Origin of the sequence: Pedococcus bigeumensis (genome assembly GCF_039531795.1) — a bacterium.
Taxonomy (GTDB): domain Bacteria; phylum Actinomycetota; class Actinomycetes; order Actinomycetales; family Dermatophilaceae; genus Pedococcus; species Pedococcus bigeumensis.
Window position 1 is genome coordinate 1445041 of the sequence record NZ_BAAAQS010000001.1, and the last position, 14629, is coordinate 1459669.

A 14629-nucleotide genomic window follows, 5' to 3' on the forward strand; every position below is an offset into this window, starting at 1 on the left:
ACTCGCGGGGCTTGCGTTCAACCTATCCCGATGCGGACGCCAACTCACGCAACAACGTGGCTGCGTCCGGACTGCGGTCGAGCAGGGGGCCGACCGTCGCCTTGGTGCCGCGCAGCGGTTCGAGCATCGGCACCCGCTGGAGCGACGGCTGCCCGGGGATGTCGAAGATGACCGAGTCCCACGATGCGGCGGCGATCTGGTCGGGGTACTTCTCGAGGCACTTGCCCCGGAAGTACGCCCTCGTGTCGGCCGGGGGCTCGCGGACCGCCTCGTGGACGACCTCGTCGCTGACCAGCTCCTCGAACCGGCCGGCCGCCCGCAGCTTGTGGAAGATCCCGCGGTCGGGTCGCACGTCGGACCACTGGATGTCGATCGCCCGCAGCCGGGAGTCCGACCAGTCGAGGCCGTCGCGGTCGATGTACCCCTGCATCACCTGCTGCTTGGCCACCCAGTCGAGCTCGCGGGACGCCTCCATGGGGTCGCGCTCGAGGCGGTCGAGGGTGACCGCCCACCACCGCATGACCTCGGCGGTGTCGTCGTCGAGCTCACCGGCGTAGCGGTTCGCCAGGTAGCGCTCGGCCAGGGCGTGGTAGCGCCACAACAGCTGCACGGCGGTGAGCTTCGTGCCGTCGCGCAGCTCCAGCAGGGCCTGGCAGGTGGGGTCGTGGCTGACCGCCTGGAGCGTTGCCACCGGGCGGGCCACGGTCAGGTCGACGTCGATCGCGCGGTCCTCGATCATCGCCAGCACGAGCGAGGTCATCCCGAGCTTCAGGAGGTTGGCGACGTCGCAGTGGTTGGCGTCACCGATGATGACGTGCAGCCGGCGGTAGAGGTCGGCCACCGCGTGCGGCTCGTCGCGGGTGTTGATGATCGGCCGCTTGAGCGTCGTCTCGAGACCCACCTCGACCTCGAAGAAGTCGCTGCGCTGGCTCAGCTGGTAGCCGGCGGTCCGCGAGTCCATGCCGATGCCGACCCGCCCCGACCCGGTGACGACCTGCCGGGCGACGAAGAACGGCACGAGGTGGCGCACGATGTCGGTGAAGGGCGTCTCGCGCCGCATCAGGTAGTTCTCGTGGGTGCCGTAGGACTGGCCCTTGCCGTCGGTGTTGTTCTTGTAGAGGTTCACCCCGGGTGGGACGTGGGAGAGCCGCCGGACGGACTCGGCCATGATCGCCTCCCCGGCCCGGTCGAAGGCGATCGCCGCGCGCGGGGAGGTGACCTCGGGTGAGGAGTACTCGGGGTGCGCGTGGTCCACGTAGAGCCGGGCGCCGTTGGTGAGCACCACGTTGGCGAGGGTGGGGTCCTCGTCGTCGGTCAGCTGGCTCGGGTCGGCGACGCTGCGGCCCATCTCGAACCCTCGCGCATCCCGCAACGGTGCTTCGTCGGCGTAGTCCCACGAGGCATGGGCGGCGCGGATCCCCTGTGCCGACGCGTACGCGTTGACGACCTGCCCGGAGAGGATCATCGGGTTGGCTGCGGGGTCGCCGGGCACGGAGATGCCGTACTCGGTCTCGATACCCATCACCCTGCGGACGGTCATGCCACTCCCGCGCTCATGGCCTCACCCTAGGTGAGAGAGTGGCGGACCATGCGGCACTCCCCATTCGCCCTCTACCCGCGGACCGCCCTCATCAGCGCGCTCCTGGACAGCGGGCTGCGCAAACCGGTCGAGCGCCAGTCCCTGGCGGAGATCCAGGCCGACCGCGGGACGGTTCCCCCGGACCGACCGCCGTTCTCGTGGGTCACGGGTCGGGTCGACCGGTCCGTGAGCATCACCTACGGCACCGCCAGGGCCCGTGACGGCTACGAGCTCCCGCTGCGGATCTACCGCCCCAGGGCCGTCCGCGACACCGACGTGGACGTGCCCGTCGTCGTCTTCGTGCACGGCGGGGGCTTCGTGCGGGGCAACGTCGTGGTCTACGACCCCCTCTGCACGCACCTCGCGGCCCGGGTGCGGGCCGTGGTCGTGAGCGTCGACTACCGGCTCGCGCCGGAGCACCGGGCACCGACGGCGGCCTTCGACGTGACCGATGCCATCGCCTGGGTGGCCGACCACGGCGTCGCGCTGCGCGCCGACACCAGCCGGATCGCGCTCTGCGGTGACAGCGCCGGGGGCAACCTCACGGCCGTGGCGGCCCAGCAGCTGCGCGACCGCGGCGGCTCGCCGGTCGTGCACCAGGCCCTGCTCTACCCCGCCACCGACATGACCCTGGCGTCGCCGTCCATCGCCCAGAACGCCGGCGCGCCGATGCTCACCCGGGCGAGCATCGTGACCTTCCGCGAGCTCTATGCACCGACCGGCTCCGACTGGCGCGACCCGCTGCTGTCCCCGCTCTTCGGCGAGCACGCTGGCCTGCCGCCGACCCTGGTCCAGACCGCCGACCTCGACCCGCTGCGCGACGACGGAGTGCGCTACGCCGACGCGCTGGAGGCCGCGGGAGTGTCGGTGCGGCTGACCAACTACGTGCGCGTGCCGCACGGTTTCGCGTCCATCCCGGGGATGGTGCCCAGCTCGGCCCAGCACCGCGCCGAGCTCGTCGGCGAGCTGCGGAGACACCTGTATGCCGCCGGCGCGCCAGAGCGCGGGCGCGCGGGTTAGGCTCGTCCCAGACCATCGGTCCGACCAGCCAACCCGGTCCGGCCACCCACCCACCAGGAGTGCCATTGCGGGACATCGTGGTCTTCAGCGGGAGCGCGCACCGCGCTCTGGCCAGTCGCATCTGTGACGCACTCGGGGTGGAGCTCTCCCCTGCCGACATCAAGCGCTTCAGCAACGACTGCCTCCAGGCCCAGCTGCTGGCGAACTGCCGTCAGCGCGACGTCTACATCGTGCAGCCTCTGGTGCCCCCCACCCAGGAGCACCTGATGGAGCTGCTCCTCATGATCGACGCGGCGCGAGGCGCCTCGGCCGCCCAGATCACCGCGGTCATCCCCCACTACGCGTATGCGCGCTCCGACAAGAAGGACGCCTCGCGGATCTCGCTCGGTGGCCGGCTGGTCGCCGACATGCTCGTGGCAGCCGGGGTGGACCGGGTGCTGACCATGACCCTGCACGCGCCGCAGGTCCACGGGTTCTTCTCCGTGCCGGTGGACCACCTCACCGCGATCGGCGTGCTCGCCGACCACTTCCGGGGCGGCGACCTCCAGAACTCCGTCGTCGTCTCGCCCGACCTCGGCAACGCCAAGACGGCCACCCAGTTCGCCCGGCTGCTGGGCCTGCCCGTCGCGGCCGGGTCGAAGCAGCGCCTGGGCGACGACCGCGTGATCATCGACTCCATCGTCGGTGACGTGACCGGCAAGCGCGCCATCATCCTCGACGACGAGATCGCCACCGGCGGGTCGATCGTGGAGCTGCTCGACCGGCTGGCCGACCTCGGCTGCACCCGCGCCGACGTCGCCTGCACGCACGGGCTGTTCGCCGGCAAGGCCGTCGAACGACTCCGCGACCACCCGATGATCGGCGAGGTGATCACGACCGACACCGTGCCGGCGCCGGCTCACTGGCCCGAGCTCCGGGTGCGGTCCGTGGCGCAGCTCTTCGCCGAGGCGATCAAGCGGATCCACGCCGGCGAGTCGGTCAGCAGCCTGTTCGACGGGGTGGACCCGACCCACGCCCCGCCGCAGGCCACCCTGTTCGACAAGGTCCATGCCTGAGCCCACCGCCGCGCGGCCCCTGCAGGCCTGGGTCGCCCTCGTGGTCGACCTCGGCTTCGTGGTGCTGTTCGCCACGATCGGCCGACTCAGCCACGACGAGGGCGTCACGCCCGGTGGCGTGCTCGGTGTCGCGTGGCCGTTCGTCGTGGCCCTGCTGGTCGGCTGGGCGGTGGCCCGCCGCAGGTCGGGCTGGCCGGTCCGGATGCCCGGGTCGTCGACGGTGTGGCTGGTCACGGCCGTGCTCGGACTGCTGCTCCGCGTGGCCACCGGCGGTGGCTTCGCCTGGAGCTTCGGGGTCGTCACCGTCGTCGTCCTGGGGCTCTTCCTCCTCGGCTGGCGCTGTGCCGTCGAGGTGCTGCGCTTCGCGGGTGCCGGACTCGGACGGTGGGCCGATCGGGCCGCCTCCCGGCGGTGACTCAGGGCTCCGATGGCTCAGGGCTCCGATGACTCAGGGCTCCGGTGACCAGCCTGGGGGTGCGAAGAGGTAGCCGAGCCGGTCACGCCAGTGTCGCGCCTGCCTGACCTGGCGGAACATCAGCGCGAGCTCGGCGTACTGCAGCCGGAACGGGTTGAAGGTCGCGACCGGGTGGGTCAGGCCGTAGGAGGGGCGTCGCTGCTCCTCGCAGAAGGTGCCGAACAACCGGTCCCAGACGATCAGGATGCCGCCGTAGTTGCGGTCGAGGTAGTCGGCGTCGCTGGCGTGGTGCACGCGGTGGTGGGAAGGCGTGTTGAAGACCAGCTCGATCGGCCGCCAGAGCTTGGGGATGGTCTCGGTGTGCACCCAGAACTGGTAGACCAGGTTGAGCGAGAAGACGAAGAAGATCATCCACGGTGGCAGGCCCACCAGCGGTAGCGGCACCCAGAAGAGCAGCTCGCCCCACGGGTTCCACTTCTGCCGCAACGCCGTCGTGTAGTTGAAGTGGACGCTGCTGTGGTGGGCCTGGTGCATCGCCCAGAGCACCCGGACGCGGTGGCTGCTGCGGTGGTAGGCGTACCAGAGCAGGTCCACGAGGAGCAGCGCGATGACCCAGGTCCACCAGTCGTGCGGGTCGAGGCGGAGGGGGGTCACGGCATACAGGGCGGTGTAGCCGACCAGCGCCAGCGCCCGGGCCGCGAGGTTGACCACCACGGAACCGGCGCCCATCGACAGGCTGGCCAGCGAGTCGCGCCGGGCGTAACCGCGCCGCGGCGCGTCCGCGTCGGTCTCCAGCACGCGCAGGGCGACGAGCTCGAGCACGATGAACGAGACGAAGAACGGCACGGCGAGGAGCGCAGGGTCCTGCAGCAGGTGGTCCACGCCCGCTATGTTACCGAGAGTAAGTTAGTGCCGGCTACCCCTTCGGCGGCGACGTCACAGGTACTGCCCGGTGTTCGCGACGTTGTCGATCGAGCGACCCGGCTCGGTCCCGCTCTTGCCCGTGACCAGCGTGCGGATGTAGACGATCCGCTCGCCCTTCTTGCCGGAGATGCGCGCCCAGTCGTCGGGGTTGGTCGTGTTGGGCAGGTCCTCGTTCTCCTTGAACTCGTCGACGCACGAGGCAAGCAGGTGGTCGACCCGGATGCCGCGCTGACCGGCGGTGAGGAAGTCCTTGATCGCCATCTTCTTGGCCCGGTCGACGATGTTCTGGATCATCGCGCCGCTGTTGAAGTCCTTGAAGTACAGGACCTCCTTGTCACCGTTGGCGTAGGTGACCTCGAGGAAGCGGTTCTCCTCGATCTCGGAGTACATCCGTTCCACGGTCGCCGTGATCATGGCGTCGACCGTGGCCTGCGGCGACCCACCGTGCTCGGCCAGGTCGTGCTCGTGCAGGGGCAGGTCGGCCACGAGGTACTTGGTGAAGATGTCCCGGGCGCTCTCGGCGTCGGGCCGCTCGATCTTGATCTTCACGTCGAGCCGGCCGGGCCGCAGGATGGCCGGGTCGATCATGTCCTCGCGGTTGGAGGCGCCGATCACGATGACGTTCTCGAGGCGCTCGACGCCGTCGATCTCGGACAGCAGCTGGGGCACGATGGTCGTCTCGACATCGCTGGAGACCCCCGACCCGCGGGTGCGGAACAGGCTGTCCATCTCGTCGAAGAAGACGACGACCGGGGTGCCACCGGAGGCCTTCTCGCGGGCCCGCTGGAAGATCAGCCGGATGTGTCGCTCGGTCTCCCCCACGTACTTGTTGAGGAGCTCGGGGCCCTTGATGTTGAGGAAGAACGACTTGCCGACCGGCTTGCCCTCCTTCTCCGCGACCTTCTTGGCGAGCGAGGACGCCACCGCCTTGGCGATCAGCGTCTTGCCACAGCCGGGTGGGCCGTAGAGGAGCACTCCCTTGGGCGGCTTGAGCTGGTGCTCGGTGAACAGGTCGGGGTGCAGGTAGGGCAGCTCCACGGCGTCACGGATCGCCTCGATCTGGCCGGCCAGCCCACCGATGTCCTCGTAGTCGATGTCGGGGACCTCTTCGAGGACCAGCTCGGAGACCTCGGCCTTGGGGATCCGCTCGTAGACGAAGCCGGAGCGCGACTCGAGCATGAGGGCGTCGCCCACACGGATCGGCTCGCCCTCGAGCGACTCGGCCATCCGGACGACGCGCTCCTCGTCGGCGTGCGCGACCACGAGCACCCGGCCCTCGCCGAGCAGCTCCTTGATCATCACGACCTCGCCGATCCGCTCGTACCCGCAGGTGGCCACGACGTTCATCGCCTCGTTGAGGCGCACCTCGCGACCGCTGCTCAGCTCGGCGGGGTCGACGGCTGGGCTGACGGCCACGTGCATCTTGCGTCCGCCGGTGAGGATGTCGACGGTGGCGTCGTCGTAGGACTCGAGGATCACGCCGTAGGCGGCCGGCGGCTGGGCCAACCGGTCGACCTCTGACTTCAGCGTGACGATCTGCTCGCGGGCCTCCTTGAGGGTGCGCACGAGCCGCTCGTTCTGCGACGAGACCGTGGCCAGGTTGGACTGCAGCTGGAGCACCTTGGTCTCGAGCTCGCGGGACCGCACGGGGGCGTCGGCGAGGCGCTGGCGCAGGGCGGCGACCTCCTCGGCGAGAAGCTCTGCCTGGCGGCGCTCCTCGGAGTAGTCACCCGGGGTGGCGGAATCGGTCATGTCGGCTCCCTCAAGACCTCAGAGTGGCGAACGACTGCTACCGACCGTCGAATGCCCGGCCGATGACCCAACCTAACCCCGATCTACTCCGCTGTCGGGGAGGTTTGAGTCACAGAACGGCGAAGCCGACGGATCTTCTTGTCTGATGGGACGCGCTCCCCCATCTCCTCGGCGGTGAAGTCGCTCTCGGACCCGAAGGCGAGGCCGCTCTCGAGGGCGCCCTCCTCGTCGGTGGAGCCCTTGGCCGGGCGGCGCTTGCGCAGGGGCGGGGTGACCCCCGGAGCCAGTCGACGGCTGGTGATGAGGAACCCGGTGTGGCCGTGCATGCGGTGCTGCGGCCGGACCGCGAGGCCCTCCAGGTGCCAGCCCCGGACCATCGACTCCCAGGCCTCCGGCTCGGTGTAGCCACCGTGGTCGCGCAACGCCTCGGCCACCCGCGAGAGCTGGGTTGCGGTGGCGACGTAACAGATGATCACGCCGCCGGGGGCCAGGGCGTCGGCCACGACGTCGAGGCACTCCCAGGGGGCCAGCATGTCGAGCACCACGCGGTCGACCGAGCCGGGCTCCTCCGCCGTGGGCAGCGACTCGACGAGGTCGCCGACGGTCACCTGCCAGGCCGGGTGGTCCTGACCGAAGAAGGTGCGGGCGTTCCCCTTGGCGATGTCGGCGAAGTCCTCGCGTCGCTCGAACGAGTGCACGTGACCGTGCTCCCCGACCGCACGCAGCAGCGACATCGACAGGGCGCCGGAGCCCACGCCGGCCTCGACGACCCGCGCTCCGGGGAAGACGTCGGCCATCGTGATGATCTGGCCGGCGTCCTTGGGGTAGACGACGGCCGCGCCGCGGGGCATCGACATCACGTAGTCGGACAACAGTGGGCGCAGGGCGAGGTACTCGACACCCGCGGTGTTGCGCACCACCGAGCCGTCCGGTGCACCGATGAGGTCGTCGTGGGCGAGCCGCCCGCGGTGGGTGTGGAACTCACGGCCCGCCTCGAGGCTGATCGTGTGCAGCCGCCCCTTCGGATCGGTCAGCTGGACCCGCTCCCCGACCGCGAAGGGTCCTCGCCGCAGGTCCGCCCCGACGGCGGTGACAGGGGGGTGGGTGGGCGCGTCGCTCATGACCGGCGAGTCTAGTTGCGGGCTGCGGCCTCGTTGACCAGCCGGGCGTGCGCGATGCCGTAGACCCGCCCGTGCCAGGTCAGCACGACGTCCGGGAAGCCCGTGGTCTGGATCGCCTCCACGACGGTGCGGGCGTTCGCCTCCGGCGAGACCTCCAGCACGTTGTCGTCCGGGATGCGCACGACCGCGGAGACGAGCGGCGCGGCCGGGTCGAGCCCCGGGGGCACGACGCCTCCCGGCGCCGCGAAGACGAGGCACGGTATGCCGCGTGCGTCCGTGGTGACGACGACGTCCGGATGGTCCAGGGCGAGCTGGACGGGCGCCTGCGGGTCGAGGAACACGGCCGGCTCCATCACCTGCGCGACGCGCAGCGACTCCACCTGGGACAGGGCTCGGCCGCGGTTGATCGACTGGGTGGCGCCGGTCCACAGCACCGACCCGATCACCAGCACCCAGATGGTGTCGAACCCGAGCTGCTGACCGTCCGCCAGCGGCCGGACGAAGAACCAGAGGACGAGCAGGACGGTCAGGCCCCTGCCGCACCAGCCGGCCACCACCGAGCCCTTGTTCCGGTCGCCGGTCGCCTTCCAGACCAGGCTCTCGACGACCTGCCCGCCGTCCAGCGGCATGCCGGGGAGGAAGTTCAGCACCGCGAGGGAGCCGTTGATGATCACCAACCCGGTCAGCAGGGCGCTGGTCCGGTCACCGGACGTCTGCAGCAGGAGCAGCCAGGCCAGCACTGCGAGGACGGCGTTGGAGGCGGGGCCAGCAGCCGCCACGGCGGCCAGCTTGCCGGGCGAGGTGCGTCCGGGCTCGAAGGACGTGTGGCCGCCCCACAGGTTCGCGACGATGCGGATCACGGGCATGTGGAACAGCCGTGCGGTCACGGCGTGGGCGGCCTCGTGGACCAGCACGCTGACCAGCAGCAGCAGCGCCTGCGTGACGCCGATGGCCAGCCCGGTGCCGACCCGGTCGGGGAAGTAGGGAGTGGCCACGATCGCGACGATCACGGCGGCGATCAGGAACCAGCTGGGCGCCAGGTAGACGGGCACGCCGCCGACCCGGGCGATGCGCACCCCGTGACCGGACTCCTCCGGTTGCTGCTCGGGAGCCCGCGTCGTCATGCGCAGACCCTACGTGACCGACCACGACCCGGACGGGGCCACTAGGCCATACTTGTGCGGTGCCCAACTCCTCCGCCTTTCGGCCCGACGCGACCGACCAGCTCACGACCGCCCTGTCCGAGCGGATCCTCGTGATGGACGGCGCCATGGGCACGATGATCCAGCGCGTGGGGCTGGGTGAGGCCGACTACCGCGGCGAGCGGTTCGCCGACTGGGAGAGCGACCTCAAGGGCAACAACGACCTGCTGAGCCTCACCCAGCCGGACATCATTCGCGGCATCCACACGGCATACCTGGACGCCGGTGCCGACCTCATCGAGACCAACACCTTCAACGCCCAGCGGATCTCCCTCGCCGACTACGGCATGGAGGACCTCGCCTACGAGCTCAACCTCGAGTCCGCCCGGCTGGCGCGGCAGGCCTGCGACGCGATGACCGAGAAGACCCCCGACCAGCCGCGGTGGGTGCTCGGGGCGCTCGGCCCGACGAACCGCACGGCGTCGATCTCGCCCGACGTCAACGACCCCGGCAAGCGCAACGTCACCTTCGACCAGCTGGTCGAGGCATACCTCGAGCAGGCCCGTGGCCTGGTCGACGGAGGCAGCGATCTCCTCATCGTCGAGACGATCTTCGACACCCTCAACGCCAAGGCCGCGATCTTCGCCCTCGAGACGCTGTTCGAGGAGCACGACCGGCGCTGGCCGGTGATCATCTCGGGCACCATCACCGACGCGTCGGGGCGCACCCTCTCCGGGCAGGTCACCGAGGCGTTCTGGAACTCCGTGCGCCACGCCCGCCCCCTCGCCGTGGGCCTCAACTGCGCCCTCGGCGCCGCCGAGATGCGCCCGTATGCCGCGGAGCTGGCCCGCGTGGCCGACACCTTCGTCTCGTGCTACCCCAACGCCGGCCTGCCCAACGAGTTCGGCGAGTACGACGAGACGCCGGACGCGATGGCGGGCGTGGTCGGCGAGTTCGCCGAGGCCGGGCTGGTCAACCTCCTCGGTGGCTGTTGCGGCACGACCCCCGACCACATCGCGGCGATCGCCAAGGCGGCCTCCGACCAGAAGCCGCGGGTTCCCGTAGAGGTCGCGCCCGCCCTGCGGCTGTCCGGCCTGGAGCCGCTCACCGTCACCGAGGAGTCGCTGTTCGTCAACGTCGGCGAGCGGACCAACATCACCGGCTCCGCGCGGTTCCGCAAGCTCATCCAGGCCGAGGACTACGGCACCGCCCTCAACGTCGCGCGCCAGCAGGTCGAGTCGGGGGCGCAGGTCATCGACATCAACATGGACGAGGGCATGATCGACGGCGTCGCCGCGATGGACCGCTTCGTCAAGCTGGTCGCCACCGAGCCCGACATCTCGCGGGTCCCCCTGATGGTCGACTCCTCGAAGTGGGACGTCATCGAGGCCGGGCTCAAGTGCGTCCAGGGCAAGTCGATCGTCAACTCCATCTCGATGAAGGAGGGCGTCCAACCCTTCATCGAGCACGCCCGGCTGTGCCGCAAGTACGGCGCAGCGGTCGTGGTGATGGCGTTCGACGAGGACGGCCAGGCCGACTCGCTCGAGCGGCGCAAGGAGATCTGCCAGCGGGCCTACGACATCCTCACCAAGGAGGTCGGGTTCCCCGCCGAGGACATCATCTTCGACCCCAACATCTTCGCGGTGGCGACCGGCATCGAGGAGCACGCGGCCTACGGCACCGACTTCATCGACGCGACCCGCTGGATCAAGGAGAACCTGCCGGGCGCGCTCGTGTCCGGAGGCGTCTCGAACGTCTCGTTCTCGTTCCGTGGCAACAACGCCGTGCGCGAGGCCATCCACGCCGTGTTCCTCTACCACGCCATCCAGGCGGGCATGGACATGGGAATCGTCAACGCCGGGGCGCTCGTCGTCTACGACCAGGTCGACCCCGAGCTGCGCGAGCGCATCGAGGACGTCATCCTCAACCGGCGCCCCGACTCCACCGAGCGGCTGCTCGAGATCGCCGACACGTTCAACACCGGCGACACCAAGCAGGAGGCGATCGCCGAGGAGTGGCGCTCCCTGCCCGTCGGCGAACGCATCACCTACGCCCTGGTCAAGGGTCTCGACGAGCACGCCGAGACCGACACCGAGGAGCTGCGCCAGGAGATCTCGGCGCGGGGTGGTCGCCCGATCGAGGTCATCGAGGGCCCCCTGATGGACGGCATGAACGTCGTCGGCGACCTGTTCGGCGCGGGCAAGATGTTCCTGCCCCAGGTGGTGAAGTCGGCGCGGGTCATGAAGAAGGCCGTGGCCTACCTCATCCCCTTCATCGAGGCGGAGAAGACCGAGGCCGAGGTCGCCGAGAACAAGGCCAAGGGCAAGGTCGTCATGGCCACCGTCAAGGGCGACGTGCACGACATCGGCAAGAACATCGTCGGCGTCGTGCTGCAGTGCAACAACTACGACGTGGTCGACCTCGGGGTCATGGTGCCGGCGCAGAAGATCCTCGACGCCGCACGTGCCGAGAAGGCCGACGTCATCGGGCTGTCCGGGCTGATCACCCCGAGCCTCGACGAGATGGTGAACTTCGCCACCGAGATGGAGCGGCAGGGCTTCGACATCCCCCTCCTCATCGGCGGCGCCACCACCTCACGGGCCCACACCGCCGTCAAGGTCGACCAGAAGTACCACGGCGCGGTCGTGTGGGTGAAGGACGCATCACGGTCGGTGCCGGTGGTCGCCCAGCTGCTGTCCGACGAGCTGCGGCCCAAGCTGATGGCAGGGGTCAAGGCCGACTTCGACTCGCTGCGCGCCCGCCACGCGGCCAAGACGACCGAGCGCCCGCTCGTGCCGATCGAGAAGGCCCGTGCGATGGCCACGCCGATCGACTGGAGCAGCTACCGCCCGCCGGTGCCCCACCTGGTGGCAGCGCAGGAGAAGGAGCTGCTGCGTCGGCAGTCGGGCAGCGACCGCCACCGCACCGTCACGCAGTTCGTGCGGACCTTCAAGGACTACCCGATCGCCGAGCTGCGCGACTACATCGACTGGGGCCCGTTCTTCCTGGCCTGGGAGATGAAGGGCCGGTTCCCCGACATCCTCAACAACCCGGCGACGGGCGAGGCCGCGACCCGCCTCTACCAGGACGCGCAGACGATGCTCGACCAGATCATCGAGCACAAGTGGCTGCGCGCGAACGGCGTGATCGGACTCTTCCCGGCCAACTCGGTCGGCGACGACATCGAGGTCTACACCGACGAGTCCCGCGAGACGGTGGCCACGACCCTGCACACGCTGCGCCAGCAGGGGCAGCACCGTGAGGGCATCCCCAACCGGGCGATGTCCGACTTCGTGGCGCCCAAGGCCAGTGGACGCTCCGACCACGTCGGCGCGTTCGCCGTGACCGCCGGTCTCGGTTCGCACGACAAGGTCAACGAGTTCAAGGCCGCCATGGACGACTACAACGCGATCCTCCTGGAGGCCCTGGCCGACCGGCTGGCCGAGGCGTTCGCCGAGCGGATGCACGAGCGGGTGCGCCACGACTTCTGGGGCTACGCGCCCGACGAGCACCTGAAGAACCCCGACCTGATCGCCGAGAAGTACGTCGGCATCCGCCCCGCGCCGGGCTACCCCGCCTGCCCGGACCACACCGAGAAGGCGCTGCTCTGGGACCTGCTCCAGGTCGAGGAGAACACTGGCATGGAGCTGACCGAGTCGATGGCCATGTGGCCCGGCGCCTCGGTCTCCGGGTGGTACTTCTCGCACCCGCAGTCCCAGTACTTCGTCGTGGGCCGGCTGGGGCGCGACCAGGTCGAGGACTACGCCGAGCGCAAGGGCTGGACCCTCGCCGAGGCCGAGCGCTGGCTGGCTCCCAACCTCGGCTACCTGCCCGAGGACTGACGGCACGCCGCGGCGCCGTTGTCGGCGCCGCGGCATACCGTGTGCTCCATGGTTCCCGCCCTCTCACCGAGCCGGGCATCGGACTTCAAGCAGTGTCCGTTGCTCTACCGGTTCCGCACCATCGACAAGCTGCCCTCCCCGCCGAGCCCTGCGGCGGCGCGGGGCACCCTGGTGCACGCCGTGCTGGAGCGGTTGTTCGACCTCCCCGCCGACGAGCGCACCCCGGCCGCCGCGCAGGCCCTCCTGGGCCCGCAGTGGGAGGCCCTGGTCGAGCAGGAGCCTGAGCTCGCGGCGATGATCGCCGACGACGACAAGCTCACCGAGGCCGGGTGGTTCGGCGACGCCCAGGCCCTGATCGAGACGTGGTTCACCCTCGAGGACCCGACCCGGCTCGAGCCGGCGGAGCGCGAGCTCTACGTCGAGACCGACGTCGACGGCCTGGTCCTGCGTGGTTACGTCGACCGCCTCGACGTCGCACCCGACGGCGCGATGCGGGTGGTCGACTACAAGACCGGTCGCTCCCCGAGCGAGCTGTTCGAGGGCAAGGCGCTGTTCCAGATGAAGTTCTACGCGCTCGTCCTGTGGCGGCTGCGCGGAGAGATCCCGCGGCTGCTCCAGCTGGTCTACCTCGGCAACGGCGAGGTGGTCCGCTACTCGCCGGACGAGCACGACCTGCTCAGCCTGGAGCGCAACCTCAAGGCGGTCTGGACGGCGATCGAGCGGGCGGCGACGACGGGCGACTGGCGGCCCAAGACGTCACGGCTGTGCGACTGGTGCGACTTCCGCGAGTTCTGCCCGGCGTGGGGCGGCACTCCCCCACCGCTGCCCGCCGACGCCGCCCTGATCGCGCTCAACCCGGCCATCTCCGGTCAGGTCACGCCGACGGACGAGTGAGCTGCCGCTCACCCGAACAGCGTGTGCAGGTCGGCCGGGATCAGCCCGCGCAGGCTCGGCACCTGCACCGCGCCCGCGATGAGCGGCACCGGCACGATGTGGGGCACGGCGAGGGTGGGGACGCCTGCGGCGACCGCGGACCGGACCCCGGTGGGTGAGTCCTCGATGGCGATGCAGTCGACCACCTCGACCCCGAGGGCGCGGGCGGCAGCGAGGTAGGGCTCCGGGTGGGGCTTGCCGTGCTCCACCTCGTCGCCGGTGATCACCGCGGCGAAGGTGCCCTCCGGCAGCGCGGTGACGACGCTGTCGGCCAGAGACCGCCACGACATCGTCACCAGGGCGTTCGGGACGCCCGCCACACGCAGGGCGGTGAGCAGCTCGATCGCGCCGGGGCGCCAGGGCACGTGCTCGCTGACCTGGGCGATCACCCGCCGCAGGAGGTCCTCGACGATCTCCACCGGCTCGAGCGTGACCGGGCTGTTGTCGCGGATGAACTCGGCCGAGACCATCAGGTCGTTGCCGACGAGCTGGTGGGCGTACTCGTCGTTCCAGACCCCGCCGGCCTCCTCCACGATGGAGTGCTCGGCGTTGATCCAGTACGGCTCGGTGTCGACCAGGGTGCCGTCCATGTCCCAGAAGACCGCAGCGGGCAGGTCGCCGGCACGGGAGGTCGCGGGCTCGGTGTCGAGCGGTTGCTGAGACGGCATGGCGCGGAGGACCTTTGTGGTGCGGGAGTGGCGGCGCGCCCGACTATACGCAGCCGTGCGGATGCGTCCGCACCGCGGACCGTAGGCTGGGCGGGACAGTGGTGCCGCCAGCGGAGTCCGGGTGAGCTCGACGCTTGTCTTCGCCGAGGCTGTGTCGTCAGGACTGCGTCCAGCCCAG

At 70.1% G+C, this 14629-nt stretch carries 11 protein-coding genes; 5 read left to right on the top strand and 6 right to left on the bottom strand.

The window, feature by feature from the left end; genetic code table 11:
• Positions 1-22: 22 nt before the first annotated feature.
• Entirely contained in the window at positions 23-1540 is a 1518-nt protein-coding gene (dop, locus tag ABD262_RS06965; protein WP_344133149.1) for a depupylase/deamidase Dop, read from the bottom strand.
• Positions 1541-1588: 48 nt separating this feature from the next.
• On the opposite strand from dop, the gene ABD262_RS06970 reads away from it, so the two are divergent.
• From ABD262_RS06970 to ABD262_RS06980, 3 genes are all read left to right on the top strand, one after another.
• Positions 1589-2599, top strand: coding sequence for an alpha/beta hydrolase (locus ABD262_RS06970; protein ID WP_344133152.1), 1011 nt, complete (start codon positions 1589-1591; stop codon positions 2597-2599).
• Between the two features lie 65 nt (positions 2600-2664).
• The gene (locus tag ABD262_RS06975) at positions 2665-3654 is read left to right on the top strand and encodes a ribose-phosphate diphosphokinase (RefSeq protein ID WP_344133154.1); all 990 of its coding nucleotides are present in this window, start codon (positions 2665-2667) and stop codon (positions 3652-3654) included.
• Positions 3647-4069, top strand: coding sequence for a DUF3054 domain-containing protein (locus tag ABD262_RS06980; RefSeq protein ID WP_344133156.1), 423 nt, complete (start codon positions 3647-3649; stop codon positions 4067-4069). Before ABD262_RS06975 ends, ABD262_RS06980 begins: the two co-directional genes overlap by 8 nt.
• 33 nt (positions 4070-4102) lie before the next feature.
• On the opposite strand, the gene ABD262_RS06985 is transcribed toward ABD262_RS06980, so the two are convergent.
• The 4 genes from ABD262_RS06985 to ABD262_RS07000 all read right to left on the bottom strand — a co-directional run bounded on the left by ABD262_RS06985 (position 4103) and on the right by ABD262_RS07000 (position 8990).
• On the bottom strand, positions 4103-4951 hold the full coding sequence (locus ABD262_RS06985) for a sterol desaturase family protein (protein ID WP_344133159.1): 849 nt from the start codon (positions 4949-4951) through the stop codon (positions 4103-4105).
• A 54-nt stretch (positions 4952-5005) separates the two neighbouring features.
• Complete coding sequence (arc, locus tag ABD262_RS06990) at positions 5006-6745, bottom strand: proteasome ATPase (RefSeq protein ID WP_425564807.1); 1740 nt, start codon at positions 6743-6745, stop codon at positions 5006-5008.
• Positions 6746-6828: 83 nt separating this feature from the next.
• Positions 6829-7866, bottom strand: coding sequence for a tRNA (adenine-N1)-methyltransferase (locus ABD262_RS06995; RefSeq protein ID WP_344133162.1), 1038 nt, complete (start codon positions 7864-7866; stop codon positions 6829-6831).
• Positions 7867-7877: 11 nt separating this feature from the next.
• Positions 7878-8990: a site-2 protease family protein gene (locus tag ABD262_RS07000; RefSeq protein ID WP_344133165.1), complete on the bottom strand. Its 1113-nt coding sequence runs from the start codon at positions 8988-8990 to the stop codon at positions 7878-7880.
• A 59-nt stretch (positions 8991-9049) separates the two neighbouring features.
• On the opposite strand from ABD262_RS07000, the gene metH reads away from it, so the two are divergent.
• Positions 9050-12850, top strand: a complete 3801-nt coding sequence (gene metH / locus ABD262_RS07005; RefSeq protein WP_425564808.1) for a methionine synthase — start codon at positions 9050-9052, stop codon at positions 12848-12850.
• 48 nt (positions 12851-12898) lie between these two features.
• On the top strand, positions 12899-13744 hold the full coding sequence (locus ABD262_RS07010) for a RecB family exonuclease (protein WP_344133168.1): 846 nt from the start codon (positions 12899-12901) through the stop codon (positions 13742-13744).
• Positions 13745-13752: 8 nt separating this feature from the next.
• Here ABD262_RS07010 and ABD262_RS07015 read toward each other — a convergent pair whose 3' ends face one another.
• The gene (locus tag ABD262_RS07015; RefSeq protein WP_344133171.1) at positions 13753-14451 is read right to left on the bottom strand and encodes an HAD family hydrolase; all 699 of its coding nucleotides are present in this window, start codon (positions 14449-14451) and stop codon (positions 13753-13755) included.
• Positions 14452-14629: the final 178 nt, after the last annotated feature.

What these genes read in the sequence shown, in the direction of transcription:
- ABD262_RS06995 (WP_344133162.1), bottom strand. Translation starts at nt 7,866, where the DNA reads ATGAGCGACGCGCCCACCCACCCCCCTGTCACCGCCGTCGGGGCGGAC.
- ABD262_RS06980 (WP_344133156.1), top strand. Translation starts at nt 3,647, where the DNA reads ATGCCTGAGCCCACCGCCGCGCGGCCCCTGCAGGCCTGGGTCGCCCTC.
- dop (WP_344133149.1), bottom strand. Translation starts at nt 1,540, where the DNA reads ATGACCGTCCGCAGGGTGATGGGTATCGAGACCGAGTACGGCATCTCC.
- ABD262_RS07010 (WP_344133168.1), top strand. Translation starts at nt 12,899, where the DNA reads ATGGTTCCCGCCCTCTCACCGAGCCGGGCATCGGACTTCAAGCAGTGT.
- ABD262_RS07015 (WP_344133171.1), bottom strand. Translation starts at nt 14,451, where the DNA reads ATGCCGTCTCAGCAACCGCTCGACACCGAGCCCGCGACCTCCCGTGCC.
- ABD262_RS06970 (WP_344133152.1), top strand. Translation starts at nt 1,589, where the DNA reads ATGCGGCACTCCCCATTCGCCCTCTACCCGCGGACCGCCCTCATCAGC.
- ABD262_RS07000 (WP_344133165.1), bottom strand. Translation starts at nt 8,990, where the DNA reads ATGACGACGCGGGCTCCCGAGCAGCAACCGGAGGAGTCCGGTCACGGG.
- arc (WP_425564807.1), bottom strand. Translation starts at nt 6,745, where the DNA reads ATGACCGATTCCGCCACCCCGGGTGACTACTCCGAGGAGCGCCGCCAG.